Source organism: Azohydromonas sp., from assembly GCF_035325925.1.
Taxonomy (GTDB): Bacteria; Pseudomonadota; Gammaproteobacteria; order Burkholderiales; family Burkholderiaceae_C; genus Calidifontimicrobium.
Window position 1 is genome coordinate 1 of sequence record NZ_DAOKZA010000099.1, and the last position, 5,070, is coordinate 5,070.

The 5,070-nt window shown below is 73.5% G+C and carries 7 protein-coding genes; 1 reads left to right on the forward strand and 6 read right to left on the reverse strand.

The genetic code is table 11. The features are described from left to right. Window positions 1-123 precede the first annotated feature (123 nt). From PKC53_RS18620 to alr, 6 genes are read right to left on the reverse strand one after another with little or no spacing between them, the layout of a single operon-like run. A complete protein-coding gene (locus PKC53_RS18620; RefSeq protein ID WP_324431361.1) occupies window positions 124-516 on the reverse strand; it encodes a hypothetical protein in 393 nt (130 codons plus the stop codon). Then, complete coding sequence (locus tag PKC53_RS18625) at window positions 513-1,316, reverse strand: metallophosphoesterase family protein (RefSeq protein ID WP_324431363.1); 804 nt, start codon at window positions 1,314-1,316, stop codon at window positions 513-515. Before PKC53_RS18625 ends, PKC53_RS18620 begins: the two co-directional genes overlap by 4 nt. Window position 1,317: 1 nt before the next feature. Continuing rightward, on the reverse strand, window positions 1,318-2,679 hold the full coding sequence (radA, locus tag PKC53_RS18630) for a DNA repair protein RadA (protein WP_324431365.1): 1,362 nt from the start codon (window positions 2,677-2,679) through the stop codon (window positions 1,318-1,320). Between the two features lie 4 nt (window positions 2,680-2,683). Then, window positions 2,684-3,112, reverse strand: coding sequence for an alternative ribosome rescue aminoacyl-tRNA hydrolase ArfB (gene arfB, locus PKC53_RS18635; RefSeq protein ID WP_324431367.1), 429 nt, complete (start codon window positions 3,110-3,112; stop codon window positions 2,684-2,686). Beyond that, window positions 3,109-3,357: a GlsB/YeaQ/YmgE family stress response membrane protein gene (locus PKC53_RS18640; RefSeq protein ID WP_324431369.1), complete on the reverse strand. Its 249-nt coding sequence runs from the start codon at window positions 3,355-3,357 to the stop codon at window positions 3,109-3,111. The genes arfB and PKC53_RS18640 overlap by 4 nt, the downstream gene beginning before the upstream one ends. 53 nt (window positions 3,358-3,410) lie before the next feature. Continuing rightward, window positions 3,411-4,505: an alanine racemase gene (alr, locus tag PKC53_RS18645; RefSeq protein WP_324431371.1), complete on the reverse strand. Its 1,095-nt coding sequence runs from the start codon at window positions 4,503-4,505 to the stop codon at window positions 3,411-3,413. A gap of 149 nt (window positions 4,506-4,654) precedes the next feature. Here alr and PKC53_RS18650 point away from each other — a divergent pair. Further along, window positions 4,655-5,070, forward strand: a 416-nt coding sequence (locus tag PKC53_RS18650; protein WP_324431373.1) for an MFS transporter, incomplete at its 3' end; no start/stop codon positions are given.

Genomic DNA, 5,070 nt, shown 5'->3' on the forward strand with positions numbered 1-5,070 from the left:
AGCACGTGGATCTTGGCGTCGCGCCAGTCCACCAGCTCGCCGTCCATCCAGATCTTGCCGTCGCGGTCGGCCAGGGACATGGGATCTCCTTTCGATGGCATCGCGTTCGATGCCGGCGGGATTTTACGGGGCCGGCGCCTCGCCGTCGGCGCGCGAGAGCGTCCAGTCGGTGCAGCGGCCGCGCTGCAGCTGCACGCGCACCGCCGCGCCCGACGCGTCGCGCCACTCGAAGGTCTCGGGGTCGTCCGCCACCTTGCGCCCGAGCGAACGCGTCAAGGGCAGGATCTCGATCAGCCGCATGCCGCGGCGCAGCTTCGCGTGCAGCATCACCGCACTGCCGACCACGCCGACCGGCGCCGCGGCGGCGGTGCGCATCACGCGCATCGCCTTGCCGAACTGCAGCAGCAGCCAGAACACGACCACGGTCACGCCCAGCACCACGCCGCGCCAGCCGTACTGCACGTAGCCGACGGCGATCGCCAGCACCGCGAGCGCCCAGCCGACCCAGGCGTTCATCGCACGGGGCCCGCCACGACCTCGGCCTCCAGTCGTCCGACGCGGCCGGTGCGCAGGGCGTCGGCCCAGTCGCCTCGGCCGTTGGCCTCGGCGCGACGCGCGGCGGCTTCGCAGTCGTAGGCGGTCGCGCACAGGCTGGCCTGCCAGCCGGCAGCGCCGCGCTCGACCAGCGCCCAGCGCGCCAGCGGGTTGCCGGCCTCGACGACGTGCGCAAACGGGTGATCGTCGTCGTAGGCCTGCACGCCGACGCTGCCGGGGTTGACGACCAGCGTCGCACCGGCGTCGTGCGCGACGGTGACGATGCGCGGCGTGTGCGTGTGGCCGCACAGCACGACGGCGTCGCGGCGTGGCCCCAGGCGCGCCCGCACTTCGGCCGCCGTCGCGGCGCGGATGCCCGGCGAGCCGTGGCGGCCGCGGTCGGGCGTGACCGTCTCGACGAAGTAGTCCATGTCGTCGGTCGGGGTCGCGTGCACGCACCACACGCCATCGCCGAGGTCCAGCGTGGCCGGCAGCGCCGCCAGCCAGCCGCGCTCGGCGGCGCCGAGCCGGTCGGCGGTGAAGGCGTCGGACGCGCTCATGCACTCGCGTCGCTGCGTCAGCACCTGGCGCTCGTGGTTGCCGGCGATGGTCGGCCAGCCCAGCGCCATCAGGCGCTGCACCGTCTCGCGCGGCCACAGCGGGCCGCTGGCGATGTCGCCCAGGTTGACCACGCGGTCGGCGCCGCTGCGCGCGATGTCGGCGATCACCGCCTCCAGCGCCGGCAGGTTGCCGTGGATGTCGGAGACGACGGCGAGGCGCACCTCACAGGCTCCTGACCACGTCCATCGCCTGCTCGATGCGCTCGACCGGGTGCAGCGCCAGGCCCTCGATCGCCTTCTTCGGCGCGTTGGCCCTGGGCACCAGTGCCACCGAGAAGCCGAGCTTGGCCGCCTCGCGCAGCCGCTCCTGGCCGCGCGGTGCCGGGCGCACCTCACCCGCGAGGCCGATCTCGCCGAACGCGACGAAGCCGCGCGGCAGGGGCCGGCCGCGCAGCGAGCTCTGGATCGCCAGCAGCACCGCGAGGTCGGCCGCCGGCTCGGCGATGCGCACGCCGCCCACCGCGTTGACGAACACGTCCTGATCGAGGCACGACACGCCGGCATGCCGGTGCAGCACCGCCAGCAGCATCGCCAGCCGGTCGCGGTCCAGCCCCACCGACAGCCGCCGCGGGCTGGCGCCGCCGCCGTCGACCAGCGCCTGCACCTCGACCAGCAGCGGGCGCGTGCCTTCGAGCGTGACCAGCACGCACGAACCCGGCACCGGCTGACCGTGCGTCGACAGGAAGATCGCGCTCGGGTTGCCGACCCCCTTCAGGCCGCGCTCGGTCATCGCGAACACGCCGATCTCGTTGACCGCGCCGAAGCGGTTCTTGATCGCGCGCACCAGGCGGAAGCTCGAGTGCGTGTCGCCCTCGAAGTACAGCACGGTGTCGACGATGTGCTCGAGCACACGCGGGCCGGCCAGCGCGCCCTCCTTGGTCACGTGGCCGACGAGCACCACCGCGATGCCGCCGGCCTTGGCCGCGCGCGTGAGCTGCGCGGCACACTCGCGCACCTGCGCCACCGACCCCGGCGCCGAGGTCAGCTGCTGCGAATACAGCGTCTGGATCGAGTCGATCACGACGAAGTCGGGTTCCTCGGCGTCCAGCGTGGCCAGGATGCGCTCGAGCCCGATCTCGGCGAGCACGCGCACGCGGGTGCCGGCCAGCCCCAGGCGCCTTGCGCGCAGCGCGACCTGCGCACCGGACTCCTCGCCGGTGACGTACAGCACCTTCATGCGCACCGACAGCGCGTCGACGGCCTGCAGCAGCAGCGTGCTCTTGCCGATGCCGGGATCGCCGCCGATCAGCACCACCCCGCCGGCGACGATGCCGCCGCCGAGCACGCGGTCGAGCTCGTCCTGCCCGGTGGGCACGTGCGCGACCTCGGCGGCCTCGATCTGCGACAGCGTCGCCACTGGCTGCGAGCGCGCCAGCGCCTCGAAGCGGTGGCGGGCGGCACCCCCGGACTCGGCCACCTGTTCGTCGAGCGTGTTCCACGCGCCGCAGTGGGGGCACTTGCCGAGCCACTTCGCGCTCGCGCCCCCGCACTCGCTGCAGACATAGGTCGTCTTCGTTGCGGCCACGGCGTCAGCCCTCGAACGCCTTCGTGCCGAGCTTGCCGCGCGCGGCCTTCACCCGCGCGTGCAGCGCCTTGCGCTGCAGCCGCCGTTGCACCGACGCGCGCGTCGGCTGGGTCGCGCGCCGCTCGCGCGGCGGCGTCGCGGCGGCATCGACCATCGCCTGCAGCCGCGCCAGCGCGTCCGCGCGGTTGCGCTCGAGGCTGCGGTGCGTCTGCGCCTTGATGACGACCACGCCGTCGGCGCTGATGCGCGCGTCGTGCGACGCCAGCAGCCGCTGCCGGACCTCGGTCGGCAGCGACGAGGCGCGCACGTCGAAGCGCAGGTGCACGGCGTTGGACACCTTGTTGACGTTCTGCCCCCCGGCGCCCTGCGCGCGGATCGCGCTGATCTCGACCTCGGCCGGGTCGACACGCGGCGACGCGCCGTGCGGGGTCACTTGCCGGCGCGCAGCTTCTGCACGACGAACAGCAGCACGATCGCGCCGACCACCGACGCGATCCACCCTGCGCCCTGGCCCGGCGCGTACCAGCCCATCGCCTGGCCGGCGAATCCGGCGAGCAGCGAGCCGCCGATGCCGAGCAGGATCGTCAGGATCCAGCCCATCTTCTGCTCGCCGGGCATCAGCCAGCGCGCCAGCGCGCCGACGACGAGGCCGACGACGATCGTGCCGAGGATTCCCATGGACCGCTCCTTCGTTGACAGTGGCAGAGGCCGCAACGATATCCGCGCGCCGCTCAATCGGCCAGCCGCGCAGGCACGCGCGGCGCCAGCGCGCACATCAGCTCGTAGCCGATGGTGCCGGCGGCGTGGGCGACGTCGTCGATCGGCAGCCGGCTGCCGCGCGGCCCCTCGCCCCACAGCGTGACCTCGCTGCCGGGCCCGGCGTCGACCGGTGTCAGGTCGACGGCGAGCATGTCCATCGACACGCGGCCGACGGTGCGCGTGCGCACGCCGTCGACCAGCACCGGCGTGCCGGTGCCGGCGTGGCGCGGGTAGCCATCGGCATAGCCGCAGGCGACGATGCCGATGCTCGTCGGTGCATCAGCCACGAAGCTGCTGCCGTAGCCCACCGTGTCGCCCGGCTGCAGGCGCTGCACCGCGATCAGCTTCGAGCGCAGCGTCATCGTCGGGCGCAGGTCCCAGTGCGCGATGTCGTGCACCGGGAAGTCCGGCGCGCTGCCGTAGCACAGGATGCCGGCGCGCACCCAGTCGGCGGCCACGCCGCGCTCGCGCGCGTGGCGCAGCACCGCAGCGCTGTTGGCCAGGCAGCGCTCGCCGGGCAGGTCGCGCGTGGCTGCGTCGAAAGCCGCCATCTGGTGCGCGATGCCGCGCGCGCCATCGGCGTCGGAGAAGTGGGTCATCAGCGACACCTCGCCGACCTGCGGCAGCGCGGCGAGCCGCGTCCACGCCGCGCGCAGTGCATCGGGCGCGAATCCCAGCCGGTTCATGCCGCTGTTCATCTTCAGGAACACGCGGTGCGGGGCGTGCGTCTTGTGCGCCGCCAGCCAGTCGACCTGCGCGTCGCGGTGCACGACGTGCCACAGGTGCAGGCGCGAGCAGACCTCGAGGTCGCGCGGCTCGAACACGCCCTCGAGCAGCAGCACCGGGCCGCGCCAGTCGAGCGCGCGCAGCCGCTGCGCCTCGTCCAGGTCGAGCAGCGCGAAGCCGTCGGCGCGACGCAGCCCGGCGAACGCGCGCTCGATGCCATGGCCGTAGGCGTCGGCCTTGACCACCGCCCACACGCGGCTGTCGGGCGCGTGCTCGCGTGCGCGCTGCAGGTTGTGCGCCAGCGCGTCGGCGTGGATCAGGGCTTCGATCGGGCGCGGCATCGGTGGCGGTCGGCAGCGGTCGCGGGCCCCGATTGTGCGGCTGCGGCACCGCCGGGAACGTCACCGACCCCATGCTATAACCCGCCGCCACCGCCGAGGAGACCAGACGCTGCGCCGGGCCGCGACCCGCGACGCGGGCCGTGCCGCGCATGAAACGAGGCTTCTACACGATCATGTCGGCGCAGTTCTTCAGCTCGCTGGCCGACAACGCGCTGTTCGTCGCCGCGGTCGAACTGCTGCGCAGCAGCGGCACCGACGAGTGGCAGCGCGCCGCGCTGGTGCCGATGTTCGCGCTGTTCTACGTGCTGCTCGCGCCGTTCGTCGGCGCCTTCGCCGACGCGCTGCCCAAGGGGCGGGTGATGTTCGTCTCGAACAGCATCAAGGTGGTCGGCTGCCTGATGATGCTGGTCGGCGTGCACCCGCTGGCCGCGTACGCGATCGTCGGGCTCGGCGCCGCGGCGTACTCCCCCGCCAAGTACGGGATCCTCACCGAGCTGCTGCCGCCGTCGCAGCTGGTCAAGGCCAACGGCTGGATCGAGGGGCTGACGATCGCCTCGATCATCCT